Genomic DNA, 22,055 nt, shown 5'->3' with positions numbered 1-22,055 from the left:
TATAAGCAAAAAGAGGCTCGGATGCAAGTACATCCGAGCCTCTTTTACGTTCTATTATACCAAACCCAAAATTCGAACCGTACCCGCTACAAACATACATAAAATAATTCCGGTAACGGTTGGGATTGCAAAGGACGCAAGTGTCCATTTCAAACTCTGTGTTTCATTACGAACTGTTAGGCACGTTGTGCCGCAAGGCCAGTGCATTAAGCAGAATAGCATGGAGCAAACTGCAGTCAGCCAAGTCCAGCCGTTGGCCACCAACAAATTACGCAATTCAGAAAGATTCTCAAGCTCGGTTAGTGTACCGGTTGCCATATAGCTCATGATAAGAATTGGCACTACAATCTCATTTGCCGGGAAGCCCAATATAAACGCCATTAGAATATATCCGTCTAGGCCCATCAGTCTGGCAAATGGGTCGAGAAACGCGGCACAATGAGCCAGAATACTCATGTCACCAACGGTAATATTCGCTAAAATCCATATTACCAGCCCTGCTGGTGCTGCTACCATAATGGCACGCCCAAGAACAAAGAGTGTACGGTCAAAGATAGAACGCACAATTACCTTACCGATTTGCGGGCGGCGGTAAGGAGGCAGTTCCAAATTAAAGGAGGACGGCAAGCCCTTTAATATGGTTTTAGAAAGAAGGCGTGAAATCATGAGTGTCATAAATACGCCCAGAACAATCACAGCCGTGAGAATTAAGGTAGATACAACAGACTCAAATGCCCCGCCGATTGCACCGGCAAAGAACATGGTGATAATTGCAATAAGTGTTGGGAACCGTCCGTTGCAAGGAACAAAATTATTGGTAAGAATTGCAATAAGGCGTTCCCGTGGAGAATCGATAATACGGCAGCCAATCACACCACAAGCATTACAGCCGAACCCCATGCACATGGTAAGCGCCTGTTTGCCGTGTGCACAAGCCTTACAGAAAAAATGGTCTAAATTAAACGCAATGCGTGGTAAATAGCCCGAATCTTCTAACAAGGTAAACAGTGGGAAAAAGATTGCCATAGGCGGCAGCATAACGGAAATTACCCAAGCCAACGTTCGAAAAACACCATCAACGACTATTCCACGCAGCCAATCGGGAGCAGACAACCATACGAAAAAGTCTACCAGTGGCTGTTCAAAAGAAAATAGTGCTCGGGAAAGAAGAGCCGACGGAACGTTAGCCCCGCTGATCGTAATCCAAAAGATACCGAACAGCATTGCCAGCATAATAGGAATTCCGGTCAGTTTTGAGGTTAAAATACGGTCTATTTTCCGGTCTCGCTCCGCATATTTTTCTTCCTCGAACCGCACGGTGTCACGGCTGATTTCCTCACAGGTTCGAACAATGCGAATGACTACTTCATCCCGGAATTCTTCCTGCGGTATTCCGGCGTTCGCCAGCTCCTCTTTCGCCTGTGTTACTTTCTCTAAAATTTCTTCCCTCTCCAGTAGATTAAAGCCTAGGTAATTTTTCATAGAAGAGAGCAGGCTATCATCGTTATCCAAAAGCTGCAAAGCCACCCACCGGCTGTTAACTGCACCTTGTAAAGCATTTTCCACCACAGGCTCAAGAAGAGAAATGGCCTGTTCCATCTCATCGCTATAACGGATTCGTAACGGTGTTTGAATTTCTTTTGATTGCGTGAGTGTCTCAATTGTATCCATCAATTCATTAAAGCCTTTGCCGGACCTTGCACTCATACCCACCACTGGAATTCCCAGACGGTCGGAAAGTCCCATTAAATCTATCTTTATTTTTTTCTTTTTTGCCTCATCCAATAAATTGACACAAAGTACAACATGGTTGGTAATCTCCATTGTTTGCAGCACCAGATTCAGGTTGCGCTCCAAACAAGTGGCATCCGCCACAACAACTACTGCATCCGCACCACCAAAGCAGATAAAATCTCTCGCTACTTCTTCCTCCGCGGAGTTGGCAATCAGCGAGTACGTTCCGGGAATATCTACCATAATGTAATTGGATCCATGGTGGCGATATTTCCCCTGCGCATTGGCAACTGTTTTTCCCGGCCAGTTGCCGGTATGCTGATTCATACCGGTTAAACCGTTGAAAACGGTGCTTTTCCCCACATTTGGATTTCCTGCGAGCGCAATCACCTTATCCTGTTCGGTCTCTTTTTCAATATGTAGACCGCAGTGGCTTAGTACGCCCGCCCCCGTAGATGCGTTCGTTAATCCCATTCGTAATCCTCCCAACAAAAAATTTGGCGGAACGGGAAGCGGCATCACCGCTTTTCATAGGTTGTGCAAAGGCACAGCGCCTCCCGTATTCCGCTTTGCTTAAGATACTGATACGACAATTTTCTCCGATACATCAGAGCGCAGTGCAATAACAGCACCACGGATAAGATAGGCTACTGGATTGCCGGAAGGACTTTTGTACAGAGGCTCAATTTCAGTTCCGTTGATTACGCCAAGGTCTAGCATCCGCCGTCTTGTGATTCCGTCAGAGGTAAGCAATGCAACATTGGCCTTGCTGCCTACCGGCAGTCGGTCAAGTGTAATCTGATTGCAATTCATGAATCCATTTCCTCCTAAAATAGGCTAAAAGAATACTTATGCAGCTCTATTCAATTGCTTTTAGAGCATATCTTCTGCAGCAGCCTGTCGGAAATCCGTTAGCATACTGCGTACTTTGGCCGAGTCAGTGTAGGGCAAAATAGTTTCCCTGCGCTAATATATGATGCCTAAATCAATTGTGTTACGAATATAATGTACTATTGCAAAGAAAAAAGCAGTGCTGTACTCCCCTGCCCCCGGTAGGGGAGTACCCCTATATTTTTGAAAAGAACCATCTCATTCTTAATAATAAGAAAATACGATTAAGGGTTTGATTCTATGAACAATAGCAGCAATTCTGATTTTCGAACCGTAAGAGGATACCAGCTTGCCAGCCAGCAAGATGGCCAATTACTGACCCCTGCGCTGGAAGATTACCTTGAAATGGCATACCGCCTTTATTTAGAACACCATTATTTGCGTGTAGGGCAGCTTTCTGAATTGTTGAATGTAAAACCATCCTCTGCTTCGAAAATGATTTCAAAGCTAGCCGCGCTTGGTTACCTGAAATACGACCGTTATGAGGTCATATTGCTCACGGAGCAAGGGCAAACAATGGGAGAATACCTTTTGGAGAGGCACCGTACCATTGAAACTTTTTTAACCGTACTTGGCAGTTCAAATGCTTTGGAAGAAACCGAACTTATTGAGCATACTTTAAGCCCCTCAACCGTTTTAGATATTGACCTTCTCAATCGTTTTTTTCAGGAAAACCCTAAAGTACAAAAGCAATTTACAGATTATCAAAAGGCCTATCGTACAGATCCTAACGAACACCAATAAAAGTAACCGCAAGAAAAATCCACCGTGTACGGTGGATTTTTTTAAGAGTGCTATCAAGCCAAAGAGCCTTAATGTATGGATCAATCTTGCACTCGTCAATTCATCATTTTATTACATTATGAGAAGCAGGCATGTAGACCAGTGACTCCTGAATTTACTCTAGCATAATATATTATAATGTTCGTTAGAAAGGAGAAGATCGGTTGGCAAATTCAGAACTGCATCTTGAACTAACTTCATCTGCTCCCATAGATGTAGGAGCAAATGTGATTTTTGATAGATTTCTTTACTCTTTCGGAGATATTGTTTATAATAGCGCAACTGGTGAAATCACCTTTTTAGAAACAGGAAGATACCTTGTAAACTGGTGGATATCAACACAATCCACTGCCTCAGTAGAAGGTACTTCTTTTGCTATAGTCTCTTCAAGGGGAGGCTTGCCATTAAAAGGAAATTCTCCATTAAAAACAGGAGAAGTTTATGGAGTTGGTATTGTTTATGTTCCCATTGCACCAACCACCATATCTTTAATTAATTCCAGTACTGAAAGGATATATTTGTCAACACAGACTTCATTGCAAGGTACATTGGTAATTACATCTGATAATCCAAGCGGAATTGGACCCACAGGTCGAACTGGAGATACTGGACCAACCGGACCGACTGGCGCAGATGGTGCTACCGGACTAACCGGACCGACTGGCGCAGACGGTGCTACCGGACCAACTGGACCGACTGGCGCACGGGCCGACTGGCGCAGATGGCGCTACCGGACCTACCGGACCGACTGGTGCGGACGGCGCTACCGGACCTACCGGGCTGACTGGCGCAGATGGTGCTACTGGGCCAGCCGGGCCGACTGGCGCAGATGGTGCTACCGGACCTACCGGACCGACTGGTGCGGACGGCGCTACCGGACCTACCGGGCCGTCTGGCGCAGATGGCGCTACTGGACCAACCGGACCGACTGGCGCGGACGGTGCTACTGGACCAACCGGACCGACTGGTGCTGACGGTGCTACCGGACCTACCGGACCGACTGGCGCAGATGGAACTACCGGACCAACCGGGCCGTCTGGCGCAGATGGCGCTACCGGACCTACCGGGCCGTCTGGCGCAGATGGCGCTACTGGACCAACTGGACCAACCGGGCCGACTGGTGCAGATGGCGCTACTGGGCCAACTGGGCCGACTGGCGCAGATGGTGCTACCGGACTAACCGGGCCGACTGGTGCAGATGGCGCTACTGGGCCAACTGGGCCGACTGGCGCGGATGGACTTACCGGACCAACCGGGCCGACTGGTGCTGACGGCGCTACCGGACCAACCGGGCCTACTGGACCAACTGGTGCAGACGGTGCAACCGGATTAACCGGACCAACTGGTGCAGACGGTGCTACTGGACTAACCGGGCCAACTGGCGCAGATGGTGCTACCGGACCTACCGGACCGACTGGCGCAGACGGTGCTACCGGACCAACTGGGCCGACTGGTGCAGATGGTGCTACCGGACTAACCGGGCCGACTGGCGCAGATGGTGCTACCGGACTAACCGGGCCGACTGGTGCAGATGGTGCTACCGGACTAACCGGGCCGACTGGCGCGGATGGACTTATCGGACCAACCGGGCCGACTGGCGCAGATGGTGCTACCGGACCTACCGGGCCGACTGGACCTATTGCCCTCGGTAATACTATTCTGCCTTTTACAAGTAGAAGTGTAGTAGAAGCAAAATCAAATCAAAATGGTGGACCAGGGATTGCCGCTATCATTGGAACCGCAGATCTATCTTATACGAATACAGATTTCGTTCCCCCTACACTGGTACTAACCCCAAATGAAGCCGTAGTGCTAAGCATGGCAGTACCAATACCACGTGATGGCTATATTAGTGCACTGTCTGCATTCTATACTTGTTATATAAATAGTACGGTTGGAGATGGAGCAGAATTAACTGTAGAGGCGTTAATATCAGACCCTCCCAGCAATACTTTCACATCCACTGGGATTCGTGTAACATTTCCACTTACAAGCACATTGGTTATTGGCGACAATATGACAATGACCACGGTTGCGAACCCTCCATTATTTGTAAATGAATCCACTCTTCTTTTCTTAGTAATATATTTGACGACAAGTGCTGCTACAGGTGAAGCTTCTATGAGCTCTTATATTAATGCAACAGTCGCAATCACTTGATTTATTGGTAGAATGTATAAAAATGAAAAACCTTCTGCAAATTAGCAGAAGGTTTTTTACTAGCCTATTTTCATAAAGTAAAAATTCATAATGCCATGATAACCCATGCCATAAGCCGGGTAATTATGGCGCTGCAAGAGACAAATCGGCCCCAAGAACCTCGTCTCGCCATGGGATGGAAGGTATGGCACCTTTGCGGGAAACTGCCAGAGAGGACGCAATCGATGCGACTCGCAGGCATTCCTGAGGCGAATCTCCCCTTGCAATTCCGGCAAAGAAATAACCGGTGAAGGTATCCCCGGCGGCGGTAGTATCCACTACGGGTACGTTGTAAATACCGTGGGTAAACTGCTGCTGACCAGCCTGATAAACCACACCGTCTTTTCCAAGAGTCAAAACAGTATGAACCTGCGGATACCGCTTTTGAACCTTCCGCAAGATAGCATCGGGGTCCTGCTCCCCAGTAATCTGGGCGCCCTCTACCTCATTCATCAGCAACCAATGAATCTTAGAAAGGTCACATCGTTTCACTGCATCGTCATAAGGAGAGGGATTCAAAGCGATTTTCATCTTCCACTGTGCCGCGCGTTCTATCAGGTAATCAAGCAGATTAATTTCATTTTGCAGTATAAGTAGGTCGCCCTCCCCGAAATGAGAGAGTACTTCATTGATATATGCTTTGTCGTTCTTTCGGTTGGCCCCGCCGAACAGAACAATGCTGTTCTGCCCTTTGGCGCTCACCTGAATAATCGCGTTCCCGCTGCGCTCCTCCACGGTGCGGAGCAGCGAGATGTCCACATGGTTCTCTTCGCAGGTTTTCCGAAGCATTCCGCCGTCTTCCCCCAGCATACCCGCGTGAAAAACGGGAGCACCGCCGCGAGCCAGAGCAACCGACTGGTTTAGGCCCTTTCCGCCGGGGTAAACGTTCAGCTGTGCAGAAGAGATCGTTTCACCGGGGGCCACAATGTGATCCACAGAATAGACAAAATCAATATTGAGCGAACCGAAGTTCAGTATTTTCATTCGGTTTCCTCCTTATTTGTGTCGCACGCAACTTACATATGCTCATGTTTAAAATGGATGAATGACTTCCTTTCGCATGATCAAAAACAGTGGCTCATACATCCACAAGCAATTCCATGAGCGGTGCATGCTGCTGCGCGCCATAAACATCTCTGTCGAAGCAGGTGCCAGACGAAATCCGGCGGGCAAATGTAATTTTAAACCCAAGCGCTGGGTCAAAAAACACAATATTAGATATCAAATTTTCAGGAATGTGATAGAGCTGCGCCACCAGCGCGCTGGTGATGATGCCGCTTTCTTTGATCTTCCGGTAGATTTCCGCATCTTCAAACAGACAATCCAACGTAATCTCGAAAGGCCCGCTGTTTTTGGAGCGCAGCACCTTCGCGCATTCATACAATCGTTTCTTCATCGTGCGCCGCCTCCTGTCCATTCTTCTACTGGGAACAATTCTTCCCCGTCCCGCACATCCATCAGGTGGTACAGAGAAAACTCATACACCCGGCCAAAGGGAATGTCGCTGGGGGCAAACGGAAATGCCAGATTTCCCGCCGTTGATTTGCGCCCCTCGTACCCGTAATGCAGAAAAGTAGAGCGCACCGAGGAGCATACGGTATCGGCCAGCTCCTGCGTTTTGGCTATCACCTCAAATACGACACCCACCTCGTGGGGAAGATCTTGGCAGGGCTCCATTTCGCCCATCACGCCATTGATGCCATAGTTGATAAAGTTGATTTGATATTCCGCTTCGTCCAAATCCCCGTAATAGTCGCGTACCTGTGCTTTTACTTTATCTTCCACTTCTCCCAACTGGCCGATTAGGAGCGGGTCGCGGATACCGGCCACAACGAAGGTACGGAACGCCACCGGTATGGCTCCCTCCAGCTTAATGCGATAAGGCGAAGTGCTTTCAATCTGGCTGCCGGTAACAAAAACGCTTCGTCCATCCTCCAGCTCAGTAAAGGTGCAATGCTCCAGATTCAGCACGATTCCGGGGCCGTGCAAAAGGAAAGGATGATCTTTTTCATAAAAGGTATGCGCCGCAACGGACGTCTTGGTGCAGACCCGGTCTTTGGAAAGCGGAGTGACAATAAAGCCGTCCTCACGAATAATGCCGAGCATGCAGTCCTTGGTAGTGCCGGGCTGCGCGCACAGAGCCGCGCATTCCAGAATTTTGCCCGCGTGGTAGCCATAGGCCAAATCGAACCCATGGAATACAGCCACGGCGGCAAACGGTGAGGGATCATAGGCACGGCCACAGACGATGATGTCCGCACCCTGTTCCAACGCCCGCACGATAGGCTCATGGCCCATCTGAGCCACAATCCCCGTTGTTTGCTCGATACGCTCCTGGGTGAGATCACCCACGGTAAGGCCGAGCGGGTCAACTTTCCCCTCGCTCAGGCGCTGCGAGACGATCTCTTTGTCAATATCGGCCCAAATAACAGCGAGCTTCCGGTGCAGAAGATGATGCTCTTTGAGAATTTCCTCTATGATTGACAGCGTCCATTCCACATGGACGCGTCCGCCCGCTCCCCCGGCCGAACCAATTACCACCGGGATGTTCGCCTTTGCACCGTTTGTAATCATAATTTCCAAATCTTTTTTACAGGCGCGGCGGCTTACGATTGCCACTCCCGCCCCGAGCTTGTGGGGGCCAGCGTCTGTACTGCCCGCATCTACCACAATCGCATCTGGATTCATTGCCATTCCATTTAGAAACGAGCTTTCTGGGAATCCATAGCCGAGAATTCCGCAAGGGGAAAGTAGTTTTAGCTCTCTCATGTTTATTCCTCCTTCACGGTGAAATCTCCAAAGGCGGTGCGGCCAATGCTCAGCGAACCGCAGCCAAACATGCCGTATTGGTAAGCTTCATCTTTGGCGGAAAGCATTTCTTTCCCGTTAACCAAGAGGGTAACCGTATCCCCTACGGCTTTCAGAGAAAGCACATAGGTTTGATTCTGCTCCCACTTGAACGTGGCGCTACTGAGCTCGCGGTAGCCGAAATCGTTTTTATAGAGCTTTACTGTTCCATCCGGTGCAAGTCCGCCGGCGTAACCGCGCATTGCGCCCTGCGCACGGATAGTAAGCAGGTGCGTGTCACCGTTGAGCGGCGTAACCGGAGCCGCAACCGTATAATCCTTTGCGTAATAATTGCCCGCATAGGCAAAGGCAGGCTCGCAGCGCATCAAAAGCAGCTGGCCGCCATCAAGATCCCACGCGCCGTGGTCGAACGAGAATGGCGTTACACAGCCAAACTCTGTTTTCTGCTTCGCAAGGGCAATGCAATACTCGCTCTTTCCGGTAATCGAGAAATCATCCAGATACAGCATACCGAGTGTTTTGGATTTTGCTGGAGAGTACCCCTCAATCACAATTCCCACTTCGTCCACCATATCGCCGTCGGTATCCGGAATCCGGAAAGAAATATCCAGCCATTTGCCCTGCTCTAACTTAATATAGCCCTGCAGGTGGTCTTTTTTGTTGCTGGTAGTGCGCACATAGGGTGCGATTCCGATGGTCTCCCAACCGTTCCACTGGTCGAGATACAGCTTCATGGAAACGGTCTGGCCGGGGTAGGCGGTCGGCGTGAAAACGGGGCTGTACCGTTCGTCTGAAAAATCATCGCGGCGGTAGAACGGCTTATAAAACAGCTTGCACTGGTGCCCCCGCTCCATGCGGTCTACCAGAACCTTTAAAGAGCCGGTGCCGCTCGCCGCCTGTTCGGTAGAATGCCAGGTACGGCAGAAGAATGGATCCGATACACGCATGTTATGCGTGGAGCCGGGCAGTTCAAAATCAAAATGCACCTCGCCCTGGTGATAAGAGTCACAGATTTCAGCAGGAACCTGTTCCCCTGCAATACGGTAGCCCAATGCGACAATCTCTTTGCAATAGGTGGGAACATCTAAAATGTTGAGGTAACCAGAAATACCGGAAAGCACAAGGCCGTCGTTCATCGGGCCACGGTAACGCTCCGGCAGACCCTCAATACCGCAGGCCACACCAAGAACGGTGCCGACGTTTCCTGCGTTGCAGTCGGTATCCCACCCGCACATGGTGGCGATTTCAACCGTACGCGCAAAGTCGCCCTCCCCATATGCCATTGCGAGGATGCACACGCCGGCGTTTGGAATAATATGGCACACTCCGCCGTACTTGTCGTAGCCCCAGTCATCCACCAGCATTTGGTGGCAGGCTCTCCAATCTTTCGGATGCTCTTCGTGGAAGCGCAGCACCGCATCGGATACCTTTCGGTACAAGGAGTCTTCCGGAATTTCAGCCAATCCCGCGTTCATAATCTCGTGGATGTCGCCGGTTTCAAAAGCCTTTGCAATTGCGGCGCAGAAGAAACGCGCGCCGTACACTCCCTCACCGTCGTGAGAAACACTGGCGGCAGCAGCGCCATATTCTGCCGCGCGGTGCGGCTCGCAGGGATTCACCAGCCCCCATGTATCAATGAATATCTGCCCGCCAATCTGTTCGGCAATCGTTTTGCCGTTCTGCTGAATCGAGCCGGAGCGCGGAGCGGGAATACCCGCCTTCAGGTTCAGGTACGCGGTGTGCTCGGTGCTGCGGCCATAACCGCCCCACCAGAACATTCCAACGCCCTCACGCGCATAATTGAGCCAAGCCCTTGCCACATCCTGCGGCTCTAAAGGTCTCTCAATCGCATCATCGTTCAGCGCTCTTAAAAAATAGACCGGGCCGTTCACATCATCATCGGCCGCAAAATTTTTAAAGTCTTTTACATAGTCTGTAATGTCTCCGTATGTATTTCGGATGCGATCGTAGGTCCAAATAGTCGGTTCCACAGGGGCACCGAGCCGAATACCGATGTTCATCCCTAAAAATCCGGAATAAACCTTTTGAAGATAATCCTTGATCATTTTTGTAGCCTCCCAATCGTTTTACCTTAGGATAGTAATGCCACTTTAAAAAGCTGCTAATTTCTTTTTGCGCCTTTCGGCGGGGAAGAAATCGCCGTTTTCACGTAGAGTCCCTATGAAAGAGATCTCGCTTTTAAGCAACCGGTTACTCTGTATTATACCCATTCTTTTCTGGGTTTTCAAGGGGCGTTATCCCTAAAAATACAATTATTCTATGGTTAATGTTCTTAAAAATCACATTACTAAAGGCGATAAGAAAGAAACCGCTTGCTTTTTGTTTCTCAATTTGTTTATAATAGGACAAAAGAACATCAGGCGGCAACTGTTTTGTCTGCCTGATTTGCCGTTTGGAGGGAAAAGTATGCAAAAGTACAGTATTGCAGATATTGCGGCGATTTGCGGAGTTTCGAAAGCGACCGTTTCCCGTGTAATCAATAATAAAGCCACCGGCGTGGGTGAAGAAACCAAAAAGCGGGTGCTTACCACCATAAAGGAACTGAATTACCGCCCCAACACCCTGGCTCGCAGCGTGGCTACATCCTGCTCCGGCGTAATTGGAGTCGTGGTTCCGGATATTTTGAATCATTTCTTCCCAGCCCAGGTGCGAGGAATTAGTGATGTACTGGATAAGAACGGGTATTCAATGTATCTTGGCAATTCGGATTTTGACCCAGAAAAGGAAAAGCACCACCTGTTATCGATGGTGGATCGACGGGTGGATGGCATTATCCTCTGCTCTGGTGTGTCGAACGACACATTTTTGGCGCAGTTTTCAAAATATAATATCCCCCTTGTACTAATGGGGCGCAATTTCGATCACCACGTATGTGATGCCAGCATCGCCAGCGACAGTGAATACGGTGCCACGCAGGCCATGCGCCAGCTGCTATCCACAGGGAATCGTCGCATTTTATATATGGACGGAAATGCAGGCGTATCCGGTGCTGTTCAACGGCATCGCGCCTATGAGCAAGCGCTGAAAGAAGCGGGAATACCGATTGATAACCGGCTGGTACAATTCGGTGAATTCTCCGCACAGTACGGCAGAGATACCGTAACACGGCTTATACAGGAAGGGCTTGATTTTACCGCCATTTTCTCGGGTAGTGATATGATCGCCATTGGTGCGCTGAAAGCGCTGAAGGAAGCCGGCCGACATGTGCCCAGCGAAGTGGAAGTCATTGGTTTTGACGGGATTGAAATCTCTGAAACCTACGACCCCGCCCTTTCTACCGTAATAAAACCGCGGCGGGAAGCGGCAGAGCAGGCGGCCACAATGCTGGTTTCGATTATTAACGGAACCATTGGAAGCATGCGTCACATGACCATTCAGCCCACTTTAGTTCTTCGAGAAACCACCAAGAAGTAACCGGTTCCTAATAAATCCAATTGATGCAGCGAATGCAATATCAATTTATAGCTACACTTTTGTGTTATGATGTAAATTGTATATTATATTCGCTGCATTTTTGTATGATAAAACGATTGCTTGTGTGAAATAAACCTTGTATAATGAAATTCATTAGATTAACCGGTTTCCTAAACTGCTCTTACATATCATTATTCACTTTTGCGCCAACACATAAATACTAGTCTTCGATAAAAAAGTAAAGCACAATCATCTCTCCCTTACCGGAACCACGGAAAGATTGCAATGATAGTTTACTGTTTTGTATGAAGAATAGCATTACAGCTGCGATTTATGGTTAAAGGAGGCTCCCTTATGAACGACCGACAGCTGGCTCGCCGTGACCAATGGAAAGCAAACTGGAAACAAATGCGTGCCGACAAGATTCTGTATGTGCTGATCGCGCCCACCATCCTGTATTTTATAATTTTTCGGGTGTGGCCGATCTGGAACATGCGTATGGCTTTCTTCAATTACAGAGCCCGAGGCCCGTGGGAATGGGCAGGACTCAAATACTTTCATATGGTGTTCAGTACGTCTGCGTTTACTGATATTCTAAAAAACACACTGATCATCAGCTTTATGAAATACATACTGCTTTTCCCTTTCTTTGTTTTGTTTGCCATCCTACTTAATGAAATTCGAAGTCGCCGAGCACGCAATATGATTCAGGCTGTGTCTTATCTGCCACACCTTTTGTCGTGGGTTGTCATCGCAGGCATCTGGATTTCGTTCCTCAATCCTTCCACCGGCGCAGTCAATCAGGTGTTTGGGTGGTTTGGTGCAGGCCCCTACGATTTCATGACCAGCAAAGGTGCGATTCGATGGGTGCTCTTCTTCTCGGAAGCATGGCGCAGTCTCGGCTGGGATTCAATCATCTTCTTTACCGCGATTATCAATATCAGCCCCGACTTGTTTGAGGCCGCGGATATTGACGGAGCTAACCGCTCACAGACCATTCGAGCAATCATCCTGCCAGCTTTAATCATCCCCATGACCACTGTGTTTATTTTAAACCTAGGCTTCTTTATGACGGCAGGCTTTGACCAAGTGTTTAACTTTACGAATCCGGCAGTCAACAGTGTAGTTGATATTCTGGATACCTATATTTATCGACTTGGTCTCGATAACGGACAATACTCACTGGCCTGTGCAGTCAGTCTAATTAAAGGCGGTGTAGGTATTATTCTGGTACTGCTCACCCATGTCACATCGAAACGCTTGACCGGGCAGGGCGTATGGTAACACCGGAGCGTGCATTCTGTTGGAGGTGTTTGTATTGAAACAAGCAAAGCTGCGTAAAAAATTTCACATTGGTCAGCTGATTTTAATCCTCATTATGGGTTTGTTTATCCTGACCATTTTAATTCCGTTGCTGCATATCGTTGCTAAATCCTTGTCCTCTCCCTCCCTTTCCCCCACGATGAAGGGGCTTGACATTATTCCGCAAGGGTTCAGCCTGATTAACTACCAGATTATTTTAAGCAACCCGGTATTGGTACCCTCTCTCATGACTTCCGTATTCATCACCGTGGTGGGTACTGTGCTGAATATGATTCTTACCATATCGGCGGCCTACGTGCTAACCCGGCCGAACCTCGTGGGCAAACGAATTTTCATGATTTTCTTTATTATTATGATGTTGTTTGACCCCGGTTTGGTGCCAGAATATTTCGTAGTAAAGGATCTAGGGCTGATCGGCAGCCGCTGGTCTGTCATTCTGGCTCTGGCCGTCAACGTTTATTATCTAATCATCATGATGCGTTACTTCGAAGAAATCCCCATTTCTATTTACGAAGCCGCTAAGATTGACGGTGCGGGCCATATTCGAATCTTATTTTCCATTGCAACTCCCTTGTGTCGGTCCGGTATTGCAACGCTGACCATGTTCTATGCCGTGCTTCGCTGGAACGAGTACCTTCGCTCCGGCGTCTATATCAGCAAGCTCAAAGACAGTGTACTGCAGGTGGTTCTGCGAAAGTTCCTGGTGGAGGGCGACACCACCACGCTGATTGGCGCGCAGAATCTCCTCAACTACAATGAGCTGGCCAAGATTGATTATATGGCATTGTCTTATGCGGTCATTGTGATCGCAATCATTCCAATCCTCGTGCTATTCCCACTGGTTCTAAAGTACTATACGAAAGATGTGATGGCAGGGGGGGTGAAAGGCTAATCATTTCGATTATCCCTATGACTACTGCCGGGAATCAGAAACAATCATTAGGAGGAGAATCATGAAAAAGAGAATTGCGCTTTTATTGGCCATGACGTTGGCAGCTACAGCCTTTACGGGCTGCGGCAATTCCACAAATACACAATCAGGCACCGCCTCCGAACCGCAGTCAACCCCTGTAAGCAACGACGTTTGGCCCGCCATCGGCAGCAAAGACGCTCCTGTTACGGTAAAGGTCTTGGTTAAGGATGTATTGCCAACGGAAGAAGACGTCATTGCTATGTGCGATGTGGTCGAGAAAACAATGGCTGACCACGGTCAATACATTGATCTTCAGTTCGTTGAGCCTCCAGCTGGCTCTTACGCCACCGCTTTGCCGCTTGCCATGCGCACCGGCGATGTTGACGCAGACATTGTATATTTTCAGGGCGGCGGCGATCTTCCTATTGCACAGGAGGGGCTGCTAGAGGATTTAACACCGTATATTAAAAGCTCTACTTATGTAAAAGACCTCATGCTGCCCGTCAACGAAGCACGCTTAAAAAACTATCCGTATCTTCTTTGGCTGGCACCGGCGCGTACCTATGTACCGGTAATGAAAAAAGAATTGACTACAAAGCTTAGCAGCTATGATGCGCTCGTTAAAGACCCAACAATCGAAAATTATCATGCTCTGTTTACAGAGATGAAGGCAAAAGGCCTTGTGAAATACGCGATTACCGCCGATGACTCCAACAACGCAGGTGAAGGCAATATGCGTCGCCTCAACGCCTTCTTTAACCAGGCGTTTGGCGTGAAATCCACGCTTGTAAAAGAGAATGGCCGCTGGGCTTTCTCCAGAGCAACCGAAGCCGAAAAGAAAAAACTAGAATTCTATGCCTCCCTGTACAAGGAAGGTCTGCTGGATTCGGAATACCTGACGAACACCTGGGATGTGCTTGAGCAAAAATTCTATGAAGGCAAGGCCGGCATTATCTCTGGTACAGTTGGCGATGTCATTCAGATTTATAACAATAAGATGTCTTCGACCACCGGCAGCGACCTTGTGGTTCTCCCCCCTGCAAAGGGTGTTGCACAGGGCTTCCAAGCGGTTGATGTTACAAAGGAAGAACGCGGCTTTGCTATGAATGCAGAAAGCAAGAACAAGAATGCCGCCTGGGCCTTTTTGGAGTTCATGGCTAGCCCCGAGGGCCGTATCATTGACAAGTGCGGCATCGAAGGCAAGCACTATAAAGTTGAAAATGAGAAGATTGTCTTTACCGACAAATACCCCGAGTGGTGGTCCCGCATTTGGGTCACAACAAACAAGTTCGAGCCCAACCCGCCCCTGGCGCGGCCGGTTTATACCGATGCGGCACAAAGCTCTCTAGACCTGGCAAACCAGTATTATGTAGAGGATGTTAACGTACTGATTCCAGAAGAGCTGGCACCGCAGTGGGATGCTATGAAATCTTTGTATGATGAGTATTCTGCCGATATTATTCGCGGAACGAAGCCAATTTCTGCTTTTGATGAATTTGTGACGAAATGGAATAAGGCCGGAGGCGACAAATTTGCGGAGTACCTGAAAACAAAGCTAGGATAAATGAATACTGAAAGTGATGGAGGATTTATGATAACAAGATCTGAACTGGCCGGCAACCCGGCTAAAGCGTTTGACAAAGCATATGGGGCTCTTTCGGGCCTTGCAATTGGCGATTCGTTGGGAGATGCCGCGCGCAAACCAGAAAACCGTGCAAATTATGGCATCACCACCGACTTTAACAAGGGTGCTTCCTGGAGCACAGACGATACGGAGTTTGCACTTCTTACCGCAAAAACCCTCATCGGCTGCGGCGGAAATTTAACCAGTGAAATCGTAGTTGATGCCTGGCTTGAGGACGTGGCTGTACAGGATGAATTTAAGCGTGGCGGCGCCAGTGAGATTGAGGCAGCCAATAATTTGCGCAAAGGAATTCGCCCACCGCTTTCCGGTAAATACAACGCATTTCACATGAGTGACGGATCTGCCATGCGGATTGGCCCGGTAGGCATCATTTGCGCCGGCGACCCGGAACGGGCTTGCGCCATGGCGGAAATCGACGCTTCGGTCAGCCATTACCGCGACGGAATCTGGGGCGCACAGGCTGTGGCAGTAGCGGTTTCTCTTGCTATGGTAGACGCAACCATGGACGAAATTTTCAGCGCAGTGATGAAAGTCATTCCCGAGGAATCTTGGTTCTTCCGCGCCATGAACCGCGCTTTCGAGATTGTTGACGGTGCCAACGGCTCTATTATGGATGCATGGATGCCGCTGCACGACGAGCTTTACACCAGCAGCTGGGCCACAACGGCAGAAGCGCTTCCCTCCGCCTTTGCGTGCCTGCGGATGCGCAACGAAACCTTTCGCGAAGGTGTAGTGCTGGCGGCCAACTTTGCCCGCGATGCGGACACGATTGGCGCCGTTGCTGGAGCGATTCTCGGCGCAAAATACGGCGCTTCTTCCATCCCGGCTCATTGGGTGGAGAAAACGCGGTACCCTACTGGAACCTGCCTGCAATTTACCAATGGCCTGGATATTAAAGAAATGGCCGGCGAGCTCACCAAGCTCATTCGTTAAGGTACATTCCTCTCGGGTTCCCTGAACATATGAACCGCACTCTCACCCTCAAACCATTAGGCTTTTCAATGCAAAAAGGCAGCAAAGAGAGTGTTTTACACCCTTTCGAAGGGTCTAAGAAGAAAGCGGTGTCATTTTAAAGTGAATTTAAAAAGTTAGACAAATATTTGAGGCAGCCGAAAGGGCTTGCTGTCTGCGAATCGCAGGCAGCAAGCCCTTTCTTTTTTAATAATCCAGAGAATCGAGATTTCCGCTTTGAATTGCTCCATTATAAAACATAGCTATTTTTTAAGGCAGAGTGCTCACGGTCGCTCTAAAAATACTTTAATTATTTAAAATAGATACACTCATGCACTATGCTTTCGTTTGCAGCTTTACCATGTGGCTGTAAATACCTTTTTGACTTAGAAGCTGCTGTGGATTGCCCTGTTCAGCAACCGTACCATCCGAGAGAACCACGATTTTATCTGCACCGGCAACAGTACGCATTCGGTGTGCGATTACCAGCACGGTCTTTTTCTTTACAAGCTCTGAAATAGCCGACTGAATCAGCGTTTCGTTCTCTACATCCAAAGAAGCAGTTGCTTCATCGAGAAGAACAATGGGCGCATTCTTTAGCAATGCGCGCGCAATAGAGATTCTTTGTCGCTCACCACCGGAGAGAGTTGCTCCGTTTTCCCCAATCATTGTATGGTAACCATTTGGCATTTGAGAAACGAAAACATCGCAGCAGGCAGCCTTGGCGGCTGCGATTACTTCTTCGTCAGTCGCATTATGCCTGCCAATTCGAATATTCTCCATCACCGTATTGTTAAAGAGAGTTACATCCTGAAAAACAATGGAAAACATAGATAGGAGCGTTTCGGGGTCTACCTTTGAAATATCTTCGCCACCAAGAGTTATGCTACCTTCAGATACATCCCAAAAACGGGCAGCAAGGCGTGAAACTGTTGTTTTGCCGCCACCGGATGGCCCAACCAATGCGGTAACCTCTCCCTGCTTCGCAGTAAAGGACACACCCTTGAGCACATCCTCTTCCTCGTTGTAAGCAAAGGCAACCTTATCAAAGGTAATATCGCACCCATTGGGATGGAAATCCGTTGAACCTGTTTGCACCGGGTGATCCAGTATCTCGTTCATGCGAGCGACATGAGTACGGGTAGATAGAACAGCCGCGAAATTCTGCAATGCTGCCTGAAATGGATCATACAAGCGCGATGCTACTAACAGGAATAAAAAGAAAGTAAGAACATCGAGCGAGCCATCAACCAACAGGATGGAACCTGTAAGAGCGACAGTTGCAATCCCTATTTTTAAGATAAGCTGAGCACTTACTACAAATAGAGCTGTTCCCAGTTCCGAGATGATTGCTCTCTTTTCCACCGCTTTCATTTTCTTCTCTAGCCCTTTTAAATAATCTTGTTCCGCATTATTGGATTTCAGGTCACGAACAGTTTCCAAGCATTCCTGAATGCCGTCTGCACATGCCATTTTGGCATCCATCTGCTTTTGATTAAGTGCATCCTGCACACGAATGGAAAACGCGACTATCAAAAATGAAACCGGTAGAACCCAAAGTGATGCTAAAGCCATCCGCCAGTCAAATGCAAACAAACTGAGGGCGATAACAACGGTAGACGCAATGGAGCCGAAAAGTACCGGAATATAATGGGAGAATGACGTCTCTAAAAATGTGCAGTCTGCCATAATGGTACTGGTTAAATCGGCTAAATCCTTTTTCCCGAAGAAAGAGAGTGGTATTTTCCGCAGTTTTTCTGCGAGGGAAATACGGCGTACTCCACTTTCAATATAGGTGGCAAGGTATGTGGTGTTATATTGAAAATACGAGGTGATAAAAATCAGGGCTAAGCACAGCAAAACACCGATTACATAATAAGTAGTGCTTGGGGTTACTCCGGTAAGCAAATCGCGTACCAATGTATACATCAGCCCAACCGGGAACATAAGTGCAAGATCCCGAACAAAGCAGGCTAGGCTTCCCATAGCCAGGTCTTTTGCTCCTTTTTCAGACAGAGCAAAGGCTCTTTGCATTTTTTTTAGCATGTTACAGCCTCCTTTGCAACCTTCCATTTTGCGGAGGTTTGGTAATTGTCCCACATTTCTGTGTATAATCCGCCTTCTGCTAAAAGCATCTGGTGTGTGCCGCTTTGCAGAATCTTCCCATCCTTTAATACAAAAATCTCATCTGCATTCACAACTGTGGTAAGACGATGAGCAATCATAATAACCGTCTTTTCTTTGGAAAGCTCAGAAAACGCTGCCTGTACACGGCTTTCGTTATCTGGGTCGGCAAATGCGGTCGCTTCATCCAAAATAACAATCGGCGAGTCTTTGAGCATTACACGCGCAATGGCAATTCGCTGCTGCTCACCACCGGAGAGAAACACGCCCTTTGTACCAACAATGGTATCCAGTCCATTTGGCAACTTCTCAATAATATCCATACATTGTGCCGCTTTCAGCGCATTAAGAACTTCTTCCTTGCTGGCGTTGGGCTTTGCAAGGCGTACATTATCTAAAATAGAAGCCTTTAAAATCCGGCTGTCCTGAAATACAAACGAAACGGTTTGCATCAGCTCTGCCTTTGAGATGCTGCCAATGTCTACACCACCAATTAGAATACTACCTGCATCCACATCAAAATAGCGAGCAATGAGTGCCGCGAGAGTTGATTTTCCACCGCCCGATGGGCCAACAAGTGCAACAGTCCTCCCTTTTTCTATTTTCATAGAAATGCCGTCAACCGCTTGATTTTTGCCATCGTAGCTAAAACGAACGTTTTTCAGTTCAACCGAGGTATCCTTTGGGTGAATCGGTTTCTCTGCTTCTTTGAGCGGCACGATATTCAGTACACTATCTATCCGCTCCAGTGCATCGTTAACTACCATTCCATTTTCACTTAAAAACATTATCTTTGTTAATGTAATGGAGATAACCGGTGTAATAATAATATAAAAAATGAGGTTAATCAAAAACGCACTCGTTACCCCACCTTGAGTGAAGTATAGGCCTGCACCGATTAAGAATACAAACACACCGTTAATGGCTGTGGTATACGCCATCATGGTCATGCGCAGCTCTTCAGTATACATGACTACCCATTTTTTATAGTTGTCTATGGCATCTTTAAAACGCTTAAAAGAGAACACTGTTTGTCCAAAGGTTTTTACCACTGGAACTCCGCGCACATATTCCACCGCTTCGTTCGACATATCTTCCAAAGAATTTTGGTACTCTTTCATTCTTTGCTGCATTTTAGCACCGGTCATCCGCATCATAATCAAAAATGCAATGAGCACCGGTAAAATGCTTAATAACCCAAGGCGCCAGTCAAAAAAGAATAAAAGCCCAAGCAGTCCAACCGGTGTTGCCATCGCGCCCGCTTTATCTGGTAGCTGGTGCGCAAGGTAGGTCTCCGTAGCCGCAGTTGATTCATTGATAATCTTTCTCATTTTACCACTTCCAAAGTCATCCATAAAACCGAGTGGAAGCGTTACAATATGGTTCATAAGCTTTATGCGTATGTTGGTTGCTATTCGAAATGCCGCTAAGTGTGAGCTCATTAAAGCCGCAAAATAAACAAAAAGAGACAGTGTGGCGAACATTACCGCCATCCACCCGTAATACGCAAGGTTCTGTGCAGCTGAAAAATTCGGTGCAACCTCCAGTACTTCTTTAATAATCAACCAAATGTAGATAAATGGAACCAGCGCTACCAGCGCACTAATCGCAGATAAAATCCAAGACAAGATGGTTAAATACCGGAATTTACCGGCATAGCCAAGTAACCTTGAAAGATTGGATTGTTTTTGCAAGTTGTTTTCCTCCTTAAATAAGCAGTTTACAAGAGCTTTTTAAACCGGACTTTTTCATAAGTGTTATAACGTTTAACCAAACGAAATTCAGGCCGTACTCTTCTAACTACAAAAGTTGCTGTTGATTCTTATTTACTATTTGAATCCAAATAGTTCTTTTGTAGTTAGGAGAAGCTAACTAGCCTGCATGATTTTACAGTATCGGTTACCTATTGCTCTCCGTGCCTTTTATTGTAGCGAATTCTAGGCCAACAAGTCTACTCTAAAACGTTGCATTATGCTCCAATTGGTCAAGAATATCTTTGAAAACAATACCTTGATTTTATAAGCGGATATGATATGATAAAGCTAATTCAGCTGAAGGGAGTTAAATTATGCTAAATAACAGATATAAAATTCGGAGTATTTTTTGGATCTTATTAATCGTAACTTCCTTTCTTTTTGGGGTTGGCTTAGCTGCGTTCGAACCGAGTGATGAAGTAAAAAAGCTCTCTATTATCGTATTCTTGTGCTTTGTCGCTATATCTTCCACTATAATTAACCTTTTGTGGTACCGGGCGTTTAACCAAAAGCTCGCTTCTCTGCAACCAATACTTTTAGAACAGCATGACGCAGATCGTTATATTGCTGAAATAAACGATTTAATGGACGAGCAAAAATCACTGCAAATTCGCAGCATTTTACAATTAAGCCTAAGTGCTGCTTATTGTGAAAAGAAAGATTTTCGCAAAGCAAAAGAAATGCTGTCATTGATAAACCCCAAAAAGTTAAATGCAGTCAATCGTACGCTTTACTGGGCAGATTATACTTATATACACTTTTATCTGAAAGAAAACAACAAGGCAATTCATATTATGAATGAACAGAATGCAGCATTTAATAAAATAAGTAAGCTTCCCAAATGGGGCGCACTCTTTTTGATTTTAACCATATTTAAAGAGCTTGCAGAAGGGAATCTGACAAAGGCACAATCCCTTTTGGAGCAGGAACGACCCAAATGGGAAACGGAACACAATACAGATGATTTTGAGTACCTAGAGAAACTATGCCAAGAAAAGTAAGGTGTAATTATATAACAATAAAAAAAAGCAGGATGTTTAAAAAAATAAACATCCTGCTTTCTCCATTCCCCTGTATTATGGAGAACCTCTCCATAATAATTAAATCAGCATAATAATAATATCACATATGTCACAAAATGTCTATTCGTGCATTTAAAAATATATATTATTAATGTCCACAAAAATCGACATATTACATGTTGACATAACCTTGAAAAAACTCTATTCTTAAGGCGTAATTACTAGTTTTAAATTGTTGGGGGCACCCAAGCTCTGAGTCTCGTTGTATTTATTCGGATATTACCGTTAGCCTGAAAACAGAATAATTCTCCGTATTGGCAGCCGAAAGTTGGTTCTGTATGGAGGGCTAATTATGACCAGATTACTCCGATTACAAAGGAACTGGTCATTTTTATAATTATAGAAGAAAGGAGGGAAAAGTCATGGACTATTTAAGTCGAACATCCATCACGTCTACCTCATAGAAAGGAGAA

The 22,055-nt window shown here is 47.2% G+C and carries 15 protein-coding genes and 1 pseudogene; 8 read left to right on the top strand and 8 right to left on the bottom strand.

Annotation, left to right across the window (positions count from 1 at the left end; translation table 11 throughout):
- Positions 1 to 54: 54 nt before the first annotated feature.
- Entirely contained in the window at positions 55 to 2,208 is a 2,154-nt protein-coding gene (gene feoB / locus E7L17_RS07180; RefSeq protein WP_316322576.1) for a ferrous iron transport protein B, read from the bottom strand.
- 99 nt (positions 2,209 to 2,307) lie between these two features.
- Positions 2,308 to 2,547 (bottom strand): FeoA family protein, encoded by a 240-nt coding sequence (locus tag E7L17_RS07175; RefSeq protein WP_316322575.1) that lies wholly within the window; start codon positions 2,545 to 2,547, stop codon positions 2,308 to 2,310.
- Positions 2,548 to 2,865: 318 nt separating this feature from the next.
- Here E7L17_RS07175 and E7L17_RS07170 point away from each other — a divergent pair, with 318 nt between their 5' ends.
- The gene (locus E7L17_RS07170) at positions 2,866 to 3,369 is read left to right on the top strand and encodes a metal-dependent transcriptional regulator (protein WP_316322574.1); all 504 of its coding nucleotides are present in this window, start codon (positions 2,866 to 2,868) and stop codon (positions 3,367 to 3,369) included.
- Positions 3,370 to 3,956: 587 nt separating this feature from the next.
- Positions 3,957 to 5,047, top strand: a pseudogene (locus tag E7L17_RS07165) (collagen-like protein); the annotation flags it as partial.
- A 644-nt stretch (positions 5,048 to 5,691) separates the two neighbouring features.
- Here the strand turns inward: E7L17_RS07165 and E7L17_RS07160 are convergent.
- From E7L17_RS07160 to E7L17_RS07145, 4 genes are all read right to left on the bottom strand, one after another.
- Positions 5,692 to 6,591, bottom strand: coding sequence for a ribokinase (locus E7L17_RS07160; protein ID WP_316322573.1), 900 nt, complete (start codon positions 6,589 to 6,591; stop codon positions 5,692 to 5,694).
- A 94-nt stretch (positions 6,592 to 6,685) separates the two neighbouring features.
- On the bottom strand, positions 6,686 to 7,003 hold the full coding sequence (locus E7L17_RS07155; protein ID WP_316322572.1) for a DUF4387 domain-containing protein: 318 nt from the start codon (positions 7,001 to 7,003) through the stop codon (positions 6,686 to 6,688).
- The gene (locus E7L17_RS07150) at positions 7,000 to 8,376 is read right to left on the bottom strand and encodes an acyclic terpene utilization AtuA family protein (protein WP_316322571.1); all 1,377 of its coding nucleotides are present in this window, start codon (positions 8,374 to 8,376) and stop codon (positions 7,000 to 7,002) included. Before E7L17_RS07150 ends, E7L17_RS07155 begins: the two co-directional genes overlap by 4 nt.
- 2 nt (positions 8,377 to 8,378) lie before the next feature.
- Positions 8,379 to 10,481 carry an ADP-ribosylglycohydrolase family protein gene (locus E7L17_RS07145; protein ID WP_316322570.1) on the bottom strand — a complete coding sequence of 701 codons (2,103 nt, stop codon included), beginning with the start codon at positions 10,479 to 10,481 and terminating at the stop codon, positions 8,379 to 8,381.
- Positions 10,482 to 10,842: 361 nt separating this feature from the next.
- Between E7L17_RS07145 and E7L17_RS07140 the strand changes: the two genes are divergently transcribed.
- The 5 genes from E7L17_RS07140 (at position 10,843) to E7L17_RS07120 (ending at position 16,664) form a co-directional block, all read left to right on the top strand.
- Positions 10,843 to 11,850, top strand: a complete 1,008-nt coding sequence (locus E7L17_RS07140; RefSeq protein WP_316322569.1) for a LacI family DNA-binding transcriptional regulator — start codon at positions 10,843 to 10,845, stop codon at positions 11,848 to 11,850.
- Positions 11,851 to 12,204: 354 nt separating this feature from the next.
- Positions 12,205 to 13,134, top strand: a complete 930-nt coding sequence (locus E7L17_RS07135; protein ID WP_316322568.1) for an ABC transporter permease — start codon at positions 12,205 to 12,207, stop codon at positions 13,132 to 13,134.
- A 34-nt stretch (positions 13,135 to 13,168) separates the two neighbouring features.
- Positions 13,169 to 14,065 (top strand): carbohydrate ABC transporter permease, encoded by an 897-nt coding sequence (locus E7L17_RS07130; protein ID WP_316322567.1) that lies wholly within the window; start codon positions 13,169 to 13,171, stop codon positions 14,063 to 14,065.
- A 61-nt stretch (positions 14,066 to 14,126) separates the two neighbouring features.
- Positions 14,127 to 15,650 (top strand): extracellular solute-binding protein, encoded by a 1,524-nt coding sequence (locus E7L17_RS07125; RefSeq protein WP_316322566.1) that lies wholly within the window; start codon positions 14,127 to 14,129, stop codon positions 15,648 to 15,650.
- 27 nt (positions 15,651 to 15,677) lie between these two features.
- Positions 15,678 to 16,664, top strand: a complete 987-nt coding sequence (locus E7L17_RS07120; protein WP_316322565.1) for an ADP-ribosylglycohydrolase family protein — start codon at positions 15,678 to 15,680, stop codon at positions 16,662 to 16,664.
- Between the two features lie 354 nt (positions 16,665 to 17,018).
- Here E7L17_RS07120 and E7L17_RS07115 read toward each other — a convergent pair whose 3' ends face one another.
- Together E7L17_RS07115 and E7L17_RS07110 are read right to left on the bottom strand one after the other, a co-directional pair.
- Complete coding sequence (locus tag E7L17_RS07115; protein ID WP_316322564.1) at positions 17,019 to 18,728, bottom strand: ABC transporter ATP-binding protein; 1,710 nt, start codon at positions 18,726 to 18,728, stop codon at positions 17,019 to 17,021.
- A complete protein-coding gene (locus E7L17_RS07110; protein ID WP_316322563.1) occupies positions 18,722 to 20,500 on the bottom strand; it encodes an ABC transporter ATP-binding protein in 1,779 nt (592 codons plus the stop codon). The genes E7L17_RS07115 and E7L17_RS07110 overlap by 7 nt, the downstream gene beginning before the upstream one ends.
- A gap of 374 nt (positions 20,501 to 20,874) precedes the next feature.
- Between E7L17_RS07110 and E7L17_RS07105 the strand changes: the two genes are divergently transcribed.
- Positions 20,875 to 21,561, top strand: a complete 687-nt coding sequence (locus tag E7L17_RS07105) for a hypothetical protein (RefSeq protein ID WP_316322562.1) — start codon at positions 20,875 to 20,877, stop codon at positions 21,559 to 21,561.
- The last annotated feature ends 494 nt before the right edge of the window (positions 21,562 to 22,055 follow it).

Origin of the sequence: Clostridium sp., from assembly GCF_032576335.1 — a bacterium.
Taxonomy (GTDB): domain Bacteria; phylum Bacillota; class Clostridia; order Oscillospirales; family Acutalibacteraceae; genus Faecalispora.
This window is presented reverse-complemented; position numbering and strand designations above follow the sequence as displayed.